Here is a 13,431-nt window from a genome sequence, read left to right as displayed (position 1 = left end):
CCGTCGCGGACGACACCCCGTCAGGGCCCGGCCGCCGTCCCACCGGACGGACTGCCGGGCCTTCGTGCGTCCGCTCTGGCTACCCTGGCCAGGCAGTCCCCGTCACCGTGCCGTACGCAACCCTGGAGCGCCCGTGAGAACCGCCGTCGTCATCGGAACCGGACTGATCGGCACCTCCGCGGCGCTCGCCCTGGCGGCGCGCGGGATCACCGTGCACCTCGCCGACCACGATCCGGACCGGGCCCGCACGGCGGCCGCCCTCGGGGCCGGCACCGACGAAGCCCCCCAGGGCCAGGTCGACCTCGCGATCGTCGCCGTACCGCCGGCCCACGTGGCCGCGACCCTGGCCGGCCTGATCGGACGCGGGGCGGCGCGGGCGTACGTGGACGTGGCCAGCGTCAAGGGCGGGCCGCGGCGGGAGCTGGCGGCGCTCGGCATCGACCTCACCGCGTACATCGGGACGCACCCCATGGCGGGCAAGGAGCAGTCGGGACCGCTCGCCGCCTCCGCGGACCTCTTCGAGGGCCGCCCGTGGGTGCTGACCCCGACCCGGGACACCGAACACGAGGTGCTGAACCTCGCGCTGGAGCTGGTGGCCCTGTGCCGGGCCGTCCCCGTGGTGATGGACGCGGACGCGCACGACCGGGCGGTGGCGCTCGTCTCGCACACCCCGCAGCTGGTGTCCAGCATGGTCGCGGCCCGCCTGGAGGAGGCCGACGAGACGGCGGTCCGGCTGTGCGGGCAGGGCATAAGGGACGTGACCCGGATCGCGGCCTCCGATCCCCGGATGTGGGTCGAGATCCTCTCGGCCAATCCGGGACCGGTGGCCGACGTCCTCGCCGGGATCGCGGCCGACCTGGAGGAGACGGTGGAGGCGCTGCGGGGCCTCCAGTCGGCCGACGTGGAGAAGCGGCGCGGCGGCGCGGCGGGCATCGAGGACGTGCTGCGGCGTGGGAACGCGGGCCGGGTGCGGGTGCCGGGCAAACACGGCGCAGCGCCCGCGGTCTACGAGACGGTGGCCGTGCTCATCAGCGACCAGCCGGGGGAGCTGGCGCGGATCTTCGCCGATGCGGGACGGGCGGGGGTCAACATCGAGGACGTGCGGATCGAGCACGCGACGGGGCAGCAGGCGGGGCTCGTGCAGCTGATGGTGGAGCCGCGGGCGGTGGCCGGCCTGACGGCCGAGCTGCGGGAACGGGGCTGGGCGCTGCGGCAGCAGTAGCCCGGTGCCGCTATCGGGGGGTGCCCGGACGGGACCGGGGCTCCCCCTGGACCTCCGCGCCTCAGACGCCGGCGGGGCCGGACGGTGCCGGCGAAGCCGGGAAAGTGCTGCGCCACGGCCCGGGCTCTGCCCCGGCGGAACAAGGCGGGGCCGGGAGCTGTCGGGGGCCGGTAACCTTGGGGAGGGGCGTTTTGCCGCGCCCGGACACGTACGCGCAACCAGGAAGGTGCCCGCACCGTGGAAACCGCAGCTCCGTCCGCCGTGATCGTCGCCATCGACGGTCCCTCCGGCACGGGCAAGTCCAGCACCTCCAAGGCCGTGGCCGCCAAGCTCGGGCTGCGCTACCTGGACACCGGTGCCCAGTACCGGGCCATCACCTGGTGGATGATCACCAACGGTGTCGACACCGACGACCCGCAGGCCGTCGCGGTCGCCGCCGGCAAGCCGTCCCTCGTGTCCGGCACCGATCCGGCCGCCCCCACGATCACCGTCGACGGGCTGGACGCCGCAGGGCCCATCCGGACCCGGGAGGTCACCTCCAAGGTCAGCGCCGTCAGCGCGGTCCCCGAGGTGCGCACCCTGATCACCGAGCTCCAGCGGTCCATCGCCGCCGCGGCGGCCCTGGAGGCCGACGGGATCGTCGTCGAGGGCCGGGACATCGGCACCACGGTCCTGCCCGACGCCGACCTCAAGATCTTCCTGACCGCCTCCGCCGAGGCGCGTGCCGCCCGGCGCAGCGGAGAGCTCCGCGGCAAGGAGGCCACCGACCTGGCGGCCACCAAGGAGGCGCTGATCAAGCGCGACGCGGCCGACTCCGGCCGCAAGACCTCCCCGCTGGCCAAGGCCGACGACGCCGTCGAGGTGGACACCACCGAGCTCACGCTCGACCAGGTGATCGAGTGCGTCGTGACCCTGGTCGAAGAGAAGCGGGCGGGCCGCAAGTGAGCGAATCGCCCTCCCTCACGGGTGCGGCGGTCGGCAGGCGCATAGGCATCGGCCTCATGTACGGGCTGTGGAAGCCGCGCGTACTGGGCGCCTGGAAGGTGCCCGCCTCCGGTCCCGTGATCCTCGCCGTGAACCACTCGCACAACATAGACGGCCCGATGGTCATGGGCACCGCGCCGCGGCCCCTGCACTTCCTGATCAAGAAGGAAGCGTACGTCGGCCCGCTCGGCCCCTTCCTCGACGGGATCGGGCAGGTCAAGGTCGACCGCACCGGCACCGACCGGACGGCGATAGGCCGCGCCCTGAAGGTGCTCGACAACGGAGGGGCCCTGGGGATCTTCCCCGAGGGCACCCGCGGCGAGGGGGACTTCGCCTCGCTGCGCGCGGGCCTCGCGTACTTCGCGGTCCGCAGCGGAGCGCCGATCGTGCCCGTGGCCGTCCTCGGCAGCAGCGAGAACCGCGGAAAGCTGATCAAGGGGCTGCCGCCCTTCAAGAGCCGGGTCGACGTCGTCTTCGGCTCCGCCTTCGACGCCGGCGACGGCACGGGCCGACGTACCCGTACCGCGCTGGACGAGGCCACCACACGTATCCAGGACCGGCTGACCGCCCACCTGGCCGACGCCAAGCGCCTCACCGGGCGCTGAGCGAGACTTGACCTAGTAGTGGAACCGCGCTGCGCGGGTGCCACCGACCACCACGAACGACGAGGAACGGACTTCATGAACGACCAGCACGACCACGGAGCACTTGGCGATGCCGAGTACGCGGAGTTCATGGAGCTCGCCGCGGAAGAGGGCTTCGACATCGAGGAGGTCGAAGGCGCCATCGAGGAGGCGGGCCACGGCCCGCTGCCCGTCCTCGCCGTCGTGGGCCGCCCGAACGTCGGCAAGTCGACCCTGGTGAACCGGATCATCGGCCGCCGCGAGGCGGTCGTCGAGGACAAGCCCGGCGTCACCCGCGACCGCGTCACGTACGAGGCCGAATGGGCCGGCCGGCGCTTCAAGGTCGTCGACACCGGCGGCTGGGAGCAGGACGTCCTCGGCATCGACGCCTCCGTCGCCGCCCAGGCCGAATACGCCATCGAGGCCGCCGACGCGGTCGTCTTCGTCGTCGACGCCAAGGTCGGCGCCACCGACACCGACGAGGCCGTCGTCCGGCTGCTGCGCAAGGCGGGCAAGCCCGTCGTCCTGTGCGCCAACAAGGTCGACGGCCAGAGCGGCGAGTCCGACGCGGCCTCCCTGTGGTCGCTGGGCCTCGGCATGCCGCACCCGGTCTCCTCGCTGCACGGCCGCGGCACCGGCGACATGCTCGACGCCGTACTCGAAGCCCTGCCGGAGGCGCCCGCGCAGACCTTCGGCGGCGCCGCCCTCGGCGGCCCGCGCCGGATCGCGCTGATCGGCCGTCCGAACGTCGGCAAGTCCTCGCTGCTCAACAAGGTCGCGAAGGAGGACCGTGTCGTCGTCAACGAGCTGGCCGGCACCACCCGCGACCCGGTCGACGAGCTGATCGAGCTCGGTGGCGTCACGTGGAAGTTCGTCGACACCGCCGGCATCCGCAAGAAGGTCCACCTCCAGCAGGGCGCCGACTACTACGCCTCCCTGCGCACGGCCGCGGCCGTCGAGAAGGCGGAGGTGGCGGTCATCCTGATCGACACCACCGAGACGATCAGCGTCCAGGACCAGCGCATCATCACCATGGCCGTCGAGGCCGGCCGCGCGATCGTCATCGCGTACAACAAGTGGGACGAGCTCGACGAGGAGCGCCGCTACTACCTCGAGCGCGAGATCGAGACCGAGATGCAGCAGGTCGCCTGGGCGCCCCGGGTGAACGTCTCCGCGCTCACCGGCCGCCACATGGAGAAGCTGGTCCCGGCGATCGAGACCGCCCTCGCGGGCTGGGAGACGCGCATCCCCACCGGCCGGCTGAACGCCTTCCTCGGTGAGGTCGTCGCCGCCCACCCGCACCCGATCCGCGGCGGCAAGCAGCCCCGCATCCTGTTCGGGACCCAGGCCGGTAGCAAGCCGCCGCGGTTCGTCCTCTTCGCCTCCGGCTTCCTGGAGCACGGCTACCGGCGCTTCATCGAGCGCCGTCTGCGCGAGGAGTTCGGCTTCGAGGGCACCCCGATCCACATCTCGGTGCGGGTGCGCGAGAAGCGCGGCGCCCAGTACAAGAAGAAGAAGTAGCAGCGCGAGCAGCGGTGCGCGCAAGCGCTGTCCGGGGTCAGTAGCCCCGGCGCGGAGCGGGCGGCAGGGCCGCCGGGACGTGCGTCATCCCGGTCTGGTGCTGCCGCCCGCCGGCGTATCCGGAGCTGCCCGCGTACGAGTACGCCGGCTGCGGCTGCGGGGTGTACGAGGGCTGCCAGTCGTCGGCCCGCTGCCACGCGGAACCGTTCCAGCCGCTGCCGTACGAGCCGGCGCCGCCGGTGCAGGAGCCCCCGTAGGAGAAGGCCGTGAACCCGAGGTCCTCCTCGCCCGTACGGTCGCCCGGCAGTGCCCGGAAGGAACGCAGGTACTCCGAGTACAGCGTGTCGTAGATCGGGGTGTGCGAGACGGCCGGTGCGCTGTCCCGGTCGCGTGCGGGACGCATCGCGGGGACGGTGCTCGGATAGGACGGGGCGCGGGAGGAGTCGTATGAATGCACGTATCAGCCAACGAAACCGACGGCTTGCGGATGCGGGGTGACGGGGGAGAAAACGCAGATCGCCGGGGGTGCGCGGGACGGACCGCACACCCCCGGCGCACGCCACCGGGCCCCCTCGGCGGGGGCTGGCGGCCGTTCCGGTCCCGGCCGGTTCAGGCGCCGGGCGTACCCGCCAGGGGCATCGCGGCGGCCACGAGCTTGCCCGCGGCGGCGGCCTTGTCCAGCGCGTCGCGCAGCAGGTCCTCTCGGGGCTGCTGGCCGATGGAGCCGACCGGGGCGGCGTAGATGAGCACGCGCTGGGTCTTCTGGACGGCCGTGCGCCAGCCGTCGGTGACCGACAGCGCCTGGTGCGCCTGCCACCAGGCGACCTGGCCGCCGCCCTCGGAGCCCGGCTGCAGCACGGCGTGCAGCTGGCCGCCGGCGAGCAGGACCGACCAGCCGCCCAGGAGGGCGGGGAGTTCGGCGGTGTCGGTGACCGGGATGAAGCCCTGCTCGATGAGGAGCGGCAGGAAGTCGTCGCCCGGGCCGTCGCTGCCGGGGCGGGCGATCGGCGCGGTCGGCTCGACGACCAGGGCGGGGTGCAGCTCGCCGCCGATCAGGATCAGGCCGCTGGTGATGCCGAGGACCGCCTGGCCGCCGGGCACGTTCTGCGGGGCGCTGCCGTCGGCGCCCGGCGCCGGGCTGTCGCCGGTGATGCTGCGGACGGCGCCCTGCAGCTGCTCCTCCGAGACGGAGACGACCTGCGAGGGGATGCAGGCGGCGTGGGCGAAGGCGAGGACGGCGGTCTCCTCGCCGACGAACAGCACCGTGCTGGTGCGGTCGTTCTCGGGGTCGCCGGGGGTGCGGCAGGAAGTGCAGTCGTAACTGCGCGGCGCGTCCTCGCCGACGAGCAGCCTGTCGGCTTCTTCGTCACCGATCTCGGCACGTACCTCATCACTGACGTCGAGCATGCGCGGCACGGGGGGGCTCCTCGGCATAGGTGCGGGGCCGGGCGACTCCCCGGCTCGCCGGGCTCAACGGACGAGCGGCGGCCGGGGTCACGCCATTGGAGGGAACGGAATCGAACCTGGCCCCCGGAAGAGTGAACCGTCCGACCGGAGCGTCGTTTTCGTGCCAACTGTTTTGTGGTTGTGCTCAATTGGCGGCCGGGTATGGCCGGTTGGGGCAGGGGCGGCGGGTCGGCCGACCGGGTGGGGTGCGGTGACCCGCCGCGTGGCTGGCCGGAGGGGGCCGCAGGGGGCTGCGTAGCGTGACCCGATGCCCAACCTCCGGATCCGCCGGGCCGCCGCCTTCGGCGTCGTCGCTGCCGCCGCCGTGCTGGTGCTCGTACCTCCCGGCGGCCCGGCGGCCGCGGCTCCGCCACCACCCGCGCCCGGTCCGGCGGGAGCGGCGCACCCCGGCTCGCCGGGGGTGATCGGCAGCGGGCCGGGGGACTGCGGACCGGGCGGGGAGTGGCCCTGGGACTGCGTGGCCGACTGCGAGAGCGGCGGGCGGTGGGCGGTCAACACCGGCAACGGCTTCTACGGCGGGCTGCAGTTCAGGCAGCCGACCTGGGAGGAGTACGGGGGGCTGACGTTCGCCCCGCGGGCCGACCTCGCGACCCGCGGCCAGCAGATCAGGGTCGCGGAGGACCTCCTCGGCACCCAGGGGTGGAACGCGTGGCCGGTGTGCTCGAAGCGGTACGGGCTGGCGGGGCGGATGCACGCAGTGCGGGCCGGGGACACGCTGGTGTCGATCGCGCGCAAGCACCGGGTGCGGGGCGGGTGGCGGGAGCTGTACGAGGCGAACCGCGAGCTGATCGGGGCGCGACCGGAGGCGATCGCGGTGGGGCTGCTGCTGGCGGTCCCCGAGCCGCAGCCGCAGCCGGAATCGAAACCTGAGCCGGAACCGAAGCCTGAGCCGGAACCGAAGCCTGAGCCGGAACCGAAGCCTGAGCCGGAACAGAGGCCGGAGCCGAGGCCGGAGGTGAAACCGAAGCCTGAGCCGCGGCCCGAGCAGGAAACGAAGCCGGAGGCGAAGCCGAAGCCGGAGGCGAAACCGGAGCCGCGGCCGGAACCGGAACCGAGGCCGGGGCCTGTGGTCGGGTCTGTCCCCGTCGGGCCGGGCATCTCGGCCCCCGTCGCGCCGACGCCTCCGTCCGCCAAGCCTCCGGCCCGCGGCTGAGCACCACACCACCGCGGCGCGGCGCGTTGCGGGATGCCCCGAAGGCGCTGACCCTGGAAGCACCGAGCCGAACGGCTCCCTCGGACTCCGGTGGTGAGTCAGATGGTCCAGAGCAGACACCCTCGAGCCGCGGTCTGCACGGCGGCCGCAGTCCTGCTGGCCGTACCGGCCGTCGCGGGATCGTCCTCGGCCTCCGGGCCGGGAGAACGGGGAACCGCGCTCCCGCCGGCGGCCGTGGCCCCCGCCGTGCCGGCCGTGGACGGACCGGCGGACCCCGAAGCCGCCAAGGCGCAGATCGAGAAGACCTGGGCCACCTTCTTCGACCCGGATACCTCCTTCAAGGAGAAGGCCGAGCTGCTGCAGCACGGTGAGATGCTCGCCGTGCTGCTGGGCCTCTTCGGCGCCGACACCGACGCCCCCGACACCTCCGTGGAGATCACGGACATCACCTTCACCTCGCCCACCGAAGCCGAGGTGACGTACGACCTGCTGGTCAGCGGCGTCCCGGCGCTGGAGGACAGCAAGGGGGTCGCGGTGCTCGACGACGGGGTCTGGAAGGTGTCGCTGAAGAGCCTGTGCGGGCTGATCGAGCTCAGCGGCCACGACGCGCCGGCGCCGCCCTGCTGAGACCCCGCTGCCCGGCCGGGTCCCGCGCGGCCGGCGCCGCAGGGCTCCGCTGGCAGACTCGGGGAATGCTCGACACCTCCGCACGACTGCTGCGCCTCCTGTCCCTGTTGCAGGCCCACCGCGAATGGACCGGGGCCGATCTCGCGGAGCGCCTCGGGGTCACCGCGCGCACGGTCCGGCGCGACGTGGACCGGTTGCGGGAGCTGGGGTACCCGGTGAACGCCAGCCCCGGGACCGGCGGCGGCTACCAGCTGGGGGCGGGGGCCGAGCTGCCGCCGCTGCTGCTGGACGACGACGAGGCCGTGGCCGTCGCCGTGGGGCTGCGGACCGCCGCGGGGAACGGGGTGGAGGGGATCGGGGAGGCCTCCGTACGCGCCCTCGCGAAGCTGGAACAGGTGCTGCCTTCGCGGCTGCGACGCCGGGTGTCCGCGCTCAACGAGTTCACCGTGCCGATGCTGCGCGGGGCCGAGCGGTCCACCGTGGACGCCTCGGTGCTGACCGAGCTGGCCTCCGTCTGCCGCGACGGTGAGCGGCTGCGCTTCGGCTACCGGGACCACGAGGGCAACGTCAGCCGCCGCACCGTCGAGCCGCACCGGCTGGTCTGCACCGAGCGGCGCTGGTACCTGGTCGCCTGGGACCTGGACCGGGACGCGTGGCGGACCTTCCGCGCCGACCGGATCGAGCCCAGAGCGCCGCACGGCCCGCGGTTCACGCCGCGTCCGCCGCCGGCCGAGGACCTCGCCGCGTACGTCTCCCAGGGCGTGTCGCAGCGGGTGTACGCCGCCCGGGCGGTGGTGCGGCTGAAGGTTTCGGCGCAGGAGGCGGGACGGATCATCGGGCCGAGCGACGGGGTCCTGGAACCGGTCGACGGGCAGAGCTGTCTGCTGCGGACCGGCGGGGTGAACCTGGACGTTCTGGTGATTCACATCATGCTGCTCGGCTGTGAGTTCGAAGTGGTCGAGCCGCCGGAGCTGACGGACCGGATCAGGGCCGCGCGGGATCTCCTGGGGAGGGCCGTGGGGCCAGGAGAAGTGAAGGAAATGTAGTGGACCTGAGGGGGATTCAGCTGGTCTGGTCCATGAGGACCGTGGCAATGTCCGACATGAATTCCGGGCCGCTCGGCGGAAATTGCGAAGTCCTTGCACGTCGGGCGTGTCGCGGTTCGGAAAACAATTTGCGGCTGTAGATATTCTGTGACACAAGCGTGACCCGGGACGGACGAACGTCCGGGCGCGGCGCTGACGAACGACGAAGGCGGGCCCGGTCGGTGAGACCGGGCCCGCCTCCGGGTCGCGGGGTGAGGTGGTGCGTACCGCCCCGCTGTGGGTCCGTCAGCCGCCGGCGATCGGGCGGGCGGCCGCCCCCCGGGCCGCGGCCCGCTCGGTGTGCGCCGGGCGGCGGCTGCCGACCGGGGTGACCGGGGTCCGCTCGGAGCGGATCAGGTGCGGCCGGGCCACGGCCGGGTGTGCGGCGGGCCGGGGAGCCGGGGAGTGCGCCGCGCCGGCGCCGGCCGGGGCGGGAACCGGGAGCGGGGCCGGCTCCTCGGCGACGGGGCCGCCGACGGGCCGCAGCTGCCACTTGCCGCCCGCGGAGAGCAGCGGCGTGAGCGCGGAGACGACCGGCGCGGGCATCCGTCCGGTCTCGGCGCGGCGGCGCAGCAGCTCGCGCAGGTCGAAGACGTAGGCCTCGCTCCGGGCGATGAGCGGCTCGAACCAGGGCAGGGCCAGCAGGATCAGCAGACCCGCGGACCAGCCGAGCAGGACGTCACTGACCCAGTGCGTGCCGAGGTACACGGTGGTGGCGCCGACGCTCAGCGAGACGACCGCGGACACCACGGACAGCACCCGCCGGGTGACCACGGTGGAGGCCAGGTAGGCCAGGATCCCCCAGGTCACGACGGCGTTGGCGGTGTGGCCGGAAGGAAATATATCGCCGCCCGCGAAGAGTTCGGCGGATCCGATCTCCGTGGCGTAGTGCGGGCCGAGCCGGCCGAGGCCGAGCTTGACGGACCCGACGGTGACGTTGAGCAGGAGCAGCGCCACGCCGAGGGTGATCAGCGGGCGGAGGGTGTGCTGGCGCCAGCAGCGCCAGCCGAGCCAGGCGGCGACCATGACCGCGGTGGGTCCTCGCTGGCCGAGCACGACGAGGTAGTCGAGGAAGGCGTGTACCTGCGGCCACTGTTCGTAGGGCCGGAAGAACATGATCTGCCAGTCCAGGCGGACCAGCCACGAAGTGGTCAGTACGGCCACCACGATTGCGAGATAGAAGACGAGGGTCGATCCCAGGAGTACGACGCGGTGCCGGCTCATCTGCGGGGTTTGCAGATGAGCCGGTCGCTCTGGTTCCCGGTCCAGCCGGGCGAACACCCGCTCCAGACGGGTCAGGATTTGGTCGGTACGCACTCAATCGACGTTACCGCGCGCCACTGGTCAGCCCGGGCGAATCGCGGGCTTTGTGATGACCATGTGATGTGGAGTTGGTCTCACGCGGTGCTTAATTCGCGGTATTTCGGCAGTGGTTGGAACCGGGATGATCCGCTGTCCCGGCAATTGTTTCGGCTGCTTACCCGAACTTTATTGCAGCAGGTCATTTCTTTTGCTGAAAGATGGATGGGAATGATTCATTCCGTTATGTGGAGGCTCTAGGGAGGCCCCGACCCGTTCAGCCAGAACGCCCCGTAGACCGCCGAGACCAGGGCCGCCGCGCCCAGCACCAGGGCGGCCCGCCGGGTCTGCCACCCGGCCAGCGCCAGCGCCGGGGGCAGCAGCAGCGGGAAGGCCGGCAGCAGCAGCCGGGGCTTGGAGCCGAAGTACCCGGACGCGCACAGCGCCAGCGCCACGACGATCCCGCAGTACACGAGCAGCGGCGCCGGCTGCCGCTGCCGCACGCACGTCGCGTACAGCCACAGCACCAGCACCACCCCCGCGATCAGCCCCACCCCGGCGGGGAAGGCCGACGAGGCGAGCTTCGCGCCGACGAACCGGGCGAAGGCCCAGCCCCCGTCGAAGCCGTTGCCCCAGCCGCCCTGCACGTCCAGGTAACCGAGCAGCCCGCTCCCGGTGCGCGCGCCGACCCACAGCACGTACGCCGCCGCTCCCAGCGGGGCCAGCAGCGCGCCCGCCGCCATCCGCCAGGACCGCTCACCTCGACGCCAGGCCAGAGCGGCCGCCACCCACACCGCCGCGACCACCGCCGCACCGACCGGGCGGGTCAGCCCCCCACCCGCCGCGAGCAGCCCCGCCGTCAGCCACCGGCCGCGCAGGGTCCCGTACAGCGCCCAGGCGGCCAGCGCCGTGAACAGCGACTCGCTGTACGCCATCGACTGCACGATCCCGACGGGCAGCGCCGCCCAGACCCCGACCGCGAACACCCCGGCCCGGCGGCCGTGGAGCAGATCGGCCACCGCGAAGATCCCCCAGGCTGCGGCGAGTCCCGCGACCGCCGACACCACCAGGCCCGCGGAGCCGTACGAGAGTCCGGTCGCCGCCGACACCAGCCGCTCCAGCCACGGCAGCAGCGGGAAGAACGCCAGGTTCGAGTGGACGTCCCCGTTCGGGAGGACCACCTCGTACCCGTACCCCTCCGCGGCGATGCGGACGTACCAGAGCGAGTCCCAGCGGGCCGACAGCAGCGTGTGCGGGCTGCTGCCGGCCACCGCGCCCCACACCGCGAGCACGGTCAGCCCCAGCAGCCGGACCGCCGCGAAGACGGCCAGTGCGGGCGCGGCCCGGCGAAATCCAAGATCTTTCACGGGCATGATTATCGATGGCGCCGGGCCCTGCCCGGTCCGAGAACCACGGACCGTGAGCGGGCGGGTACGCGGGGGAGGATTCGGGGAGTGGGCGAGTGGTGCACGCCACACCGGGGCCGTCGCCGGGATGAGAGCTTGGCCACGTGTCGGACGGGCGAACTCGCGTACGCTGACCGTTCACCCGCGTGTCGATGCCGGACCCCGTTGGACGCCGCACAGCGCACCACCCCCCGTGGCTCCACAAGACGCTGGTCCGCCGAGCGCGAGGGATCACCTGGGAGGTACATGCATGTCGGGGACGAACGCGGCCGGGGCCAGGACCCCTTCCCCCTGGCAGCGGCTCTGCGCGGCCTCCGGCGGAGCCAACCGCTGGGTCGTCCTGGCGGTTCTCTGCGTCAGCCTGGTCCTGGTCGCACTCGACGCGACCATCCTGCACGTCGCCGTCCCCTCCGTCACCGAGGACCTGAGCCCCGGCCCGATCGAACTCCTCTGGATCGTCGACGCCTACCCGCTGGTCTGCGCCTCGCTGCTCATCCTCTTCGGCACCCTCGGTGACCGGGTCGGCCGCCGCCGCATCCTCCTCCTCGGCTACGGACTCTTCGGCGTCGCCTCCGCGATAGCGGCCCTCGCCGACAACGCCCAGGTCCTCATCGCCGCGCGCGCCCTGCTCGGCATCGGCGGCGCGATGATCATGCCCGCCACCCTGTCGATCCTGCGCCAGGTCTTCCCCGACCGGCGGGAGCGGGCCCTGGCCATCGGCATCTGGACCGCGGTCGCCGCGGTCGGCGCCGCGAGCGGGCCGGTGCTCGGCGGCTTCCTCGTCGAGCACTTCTGGTGGGGCTCGGTCTTCCTCATCAACATCCCGCTGATGGCACTGATCCTCCCGCTCGGACGCTGGCTGCTTCCCGAGTCGCGCGGCGCCGCGGACGGACCGTGGGACGTGGTCGGCGCGCTGATGGCCGCCGTCGGCGTACTCGGCTCGGTGCTCGGCATCAAGCGGCTCGGTGCCGAACGCCACCTCCTGGACGCGCAGGCCGTGGTCCCGCTGCTGCTCGGCGCGGTGCTCCTCGTCCTGTTCGTACGGCGGCAGAAGCGGCGGACGCACCCGCTGATCGACATGCGGATGTTCTCCCGCGCCGCCTTCTCCACCTCGGTGGCCTGCATCGTGCTCGCCATGCTGGCCCTCGTCGGCCTGGAGCTGATCGCCGTCCAGTACCTCCAGCTGGTGCTGGAGCTCAGCCCGCTGGAGACGGGCCTGCGGCTGCTTCCGCTGACCTTCGCGGCCATGGCCGCGGGCGCCACCGGGTCGTACACGCTGGGCCGGGTCGGGCCGCGCACGATGGTCTCGCTGGGCTTCCTGCTGACCGCCTTCGCCGTGCTGCTGCTGACGCTCATGGGCCAGCAGGACCGGCCGCTGCTGCTGACCGTCGGCTTCATCCTGCTCGGCTTCGGACTGCAGACCACGCTCTTCGCGGCCTACGAGTCGATGCTGAGCGAGGCCCCTGCCTCCACCGCGGGCGGCGCGGCCTCGATCGGCGAGACCTCCTACCAGCTGGGCGCGGGCATCGGCATCGCGCTGCTGGGCAGCGTGATGAACGCGGCGTACCGGCCGGGGCTCGTGGGCGTGCCGGGGGTTTCGGCGGCGGACGCGGCGGGCGCGGCGAACTCTCTCGGCCAGGCCTATCAGATCGCCGCGCACCTCGGGGGGCCAGCGGGCGCCTCGCTGTACGCGGCGGCGCGGCACTCGTTCGTGCACGGGCTGCACGTGACGCTGCTGGTGAGTGCGGGCCTGCTGTTCGCGGGGGCGGTGATGGCGCTGAAGCTGCCGCGGGCCATGGAGTGCGGGGCCGCCGAGGGCGGGGGTGCGGCCGAGTCGGTGCGGTTGCCCGCGCAGGCGAGCGGTGGGTCGTGCGTGGCGCCCGCCTCGGTCGAGCACGCGGGCTGATCGCCGTCGCGGGGGCGCTGCCCCCGAGCCCCCGCGCCTCACGCGCCAGCGGGGCCGAAAGACCAGGGCTCCGCCGCCCCGGACCCGGTGCCCCACGCGCCGGCGGGGCTGGATCGGCCGGCTGGGACGGGCGGGGGT

Annotated in this window: 12 protein-coding genes; 8 read left to right on the top strand and 4 right to left on the bottom strand. The window is 73.1% G+C overall.

What is annotated here, in order from left to right; all coding sequences use genetic code 11:
- Positions 1-133 precede the first annotated feature (133 nt).
- The 4 genes from PV721_RS19945 to der all read left to right on the top strand — a co-directional run bounded on the left by PV721_RS19945 (position 134) and on the right by der (position 4,350).
- On the top strand, positions 134-1,222 hold the full coding sequence (locus PV721_RS19945; RefSeq protein ID WP_319726224.1) for a prephenate dehydrogenase: 1,089 nt from the start codon (positions 134-136) through the stop codon (positions 1,220-1,222).
- A 237-nt stretch (positions 1,223-1,459) separates the two neighbouring features.
- Complete coding sequence (cmk, locus tag PV721_RS19940; protein ID WP_319726222.1) at positions 1,460-2,167, top strand: (d)CMP kinase; 708 nt, start codon at positions 1,460-1,462, stop codon at positions 2,165-2,167.
- A gap of 56 nt (positions 2,168-2,223) precedes the next feature.
- The gene (locus tag PV721_RS19935; RefSeq protein ID WP_319726266.1) at positions 2,224-2,811 is read left to right on the top strand and encodes a lysophospholipid acyltransferase family protein; all 588 of its coding nucleotides are present in this window, start codon (positions 2,224-2,226) and stop codon (positions 2,809-2,811) included.
- Positions 2,812-2,886: 75 nt separating this feature from the next.
- Positions 2,887-4,350: a ribosome biogenesis GTPase Der gene (der, locus tag PV721_RS19930; protein WP_319726219.1), complete on the top strand. Its 1,464-nt coding sequence runs from the start codon at positions 2,887-2,889 to the stop codon at positions 4,348-4,350.
- Positions 4,351-4,387: 37 nt separating this feature from the next.
- On the opposite strand, the gene PV721_RS19925 is transcribed toward der, so the two are convergent.
- Both PV721_RS19925 and PV721_RS19920 read right to left on the bottom strand, forming a co-directional pair.
- Positions 4,388-4,807, bottom strand: a complete 420-nt coding sequence (locus tag PV721_RS19925; protein ID WP_416371142.1) for a hypothetical protein — start codon at positions 4,805-4,807, stop codon at positions 4,388-4,390.
- Positions 4,808-4,959: 152 nt separating this feature from the next.
- Positions 4,960-5,757 carry a hypothetical protein gene (locus tag PV721_RS19920; RefSeq protein WP_319726265.1) on the bottom strand — a complete coding sequence of 266 codons (798 nt, stop codon included), beginning with the start codon at positions 5,755-5,757 and terminating at the stop codon, positions 4,960-4,962.
- Positions 5,758-6,064: 307 nt separating this feature from the next.
- Here PV721_RS19920 and PV721_RS19915 point away from each other — a divergent pair, with 307 nt between their 5' ends.
- From PV721_RS19915 to PV721_RS19905, 3 genes are all read left to right on the top strand, one after another.
- Positions 6,065-6,970, top strand: coding sequence for a transglycosylase family protein (locus tag PV721_RS19915; protein ID WP_319726215.1), 906 nt, complete (start codon positions 6,065-6,067; stop codon positions 6,968-6,970).
- Positions 6,971-7,072: 102 nt separating this feature from the next.
- A complete protein-coding gene (locus tag PV721_RS19910; RefSeq protein ID WP_319726213.1) occupies positions 7,073-7,597 on the top strand; it encodes a hypothetical protein in 525 nt (174 codons plus the stop codon).
- A gap of 65 nt (positions 7,598-7,662) precedes the next feature.
- The gene (locus tag PV721_RS19905; protein WP_319726211.1) at positions 7,663-8,643 is read left to right on the top strand and encodes a YafY family protein; all 981 of its coding nucleotides are present in this window, start codon (positions 7,663-7,665) and stop codon (positions 8,641-8,643) included.
- Positions 8,644-8,928: 285 nt separating this feature from the next.
- On the opposite strand, the gene PV721_RS19900 is transcribed toward PV721_RS19905, so the two are convergent.
- Both PV721_RS19900 and PV721_RS19895 read right to left on the bottom strand, forming a co-directional pair.
- Positions 8,929-9,999, bottom strand: coding sequence for a phosphatase PAP2 family protein (locus tag PV721_RS19900; protein WP_319726208.1), 1,071 nt, complete (start codon positions 9,997-9,999; stop codon positions 8,929-8,931).
- A 239-nt stretch (positions 10,000-10,238) separates the two neighbouring features.
- On the bottom strand, positions 10,239-11,354 hold the full coding sequence (locus PV721_RS19895) for a hypothetical protein (RefSeq protein WP_319726206.1): 1,116 nt from the start codon (positions 11,352-11,354) through the stop codon (positions 10,239-10,241).
- Between the two features lie 283 nt (positions 11,355-11,637).
- Here PV721_RS19895 and PV721_RS19890 point away from each other — a divergent pair, with 283 nt between their 5' ends.
- Positions 11,638-13,293 carry an MFS transporter gene (locus PV721_RS19890; protein WP_319726205.1) on the top strand — a complete coding sequence of 552 codons (1,656 nt, stop codon included), beginning with the start codon at positions 11,638-11,640 and terminating at the stop codon, positions 13,291-13,293.
- Positions 13,294-13,431: the final 138 nt, after the last annotated feature.

Source organism: Streptomyces sp. MB09-01, assembly GCF_033794505.1.
Classification (GTDB): Bacteria; Actinomycetota; Actinomycetes; order Streptomycetales; family Streptomycetaceae; genus Streptomyces.
The sequence above is the reverse complement of the archived record's forward strand: the minus strand, read 5'-3'. Positions and strand labels throughout refer to the sequence as shown.